Source organism: Variovorax sp. 10L421 (genome assembly GCF_056395365.1).
In genome coordinates this window covers 1-385 of record NZ_JBFTJJ010000085.1, presented here as the reverse complement: position 1 = coordinate 385, position 385 = coordinate 1, and the positions used below count along the sequence as shown (strand labels likewise).

Here is a 385-nt window from a genome sequence, read left to right as displayed (position 1 = left end):
AACTACAGCCACATCCTGTTCCCCTCGACCGCCAACGGCAAGAACGTCGCGCCGCGCGTGGCCGCCAAGCTCGACGTGGCCCAGATCAGCGACATCACCAAGGTCGACAGCCCCGACACCTTCGAGCGCCCGATCTACGCGGGCAACGCCATCGCCACCGTGCAGAGCAGCGACGCCACCAAGGTGATCACCGTGCGTACCACCGGCTTCGATGCCGCAGCCGCCACGGGTGGCAGCGCAGCGGTCGAAACGGCCGAAGGCGTGGCCGACAGCGGCAAGAGCAGCTTCGTGGGCCGGGAAGTCACGAAGAGCGAACGCCCCGAGCTGACGGCCGCCAAGATCATCGTCTCGGGTGGCCGGGCGCTGGGCAGCGCCGAGAAGTTCA

Annotated in this window: 1 protein-coding gene; it reads left to right on the top strand. The window is 68.1% G+C overall.

Annotation, left to right across the window (positions count from 1 at the left end):
- Window positions 1-385: electron transfer flavoprotein subunit alpha/FixB family protein (locus AC1DFC_RS29835; RefSeq protein WP_478180595.1), on the top strand; the 385-nt coding region annotated here is incomplete at both ends.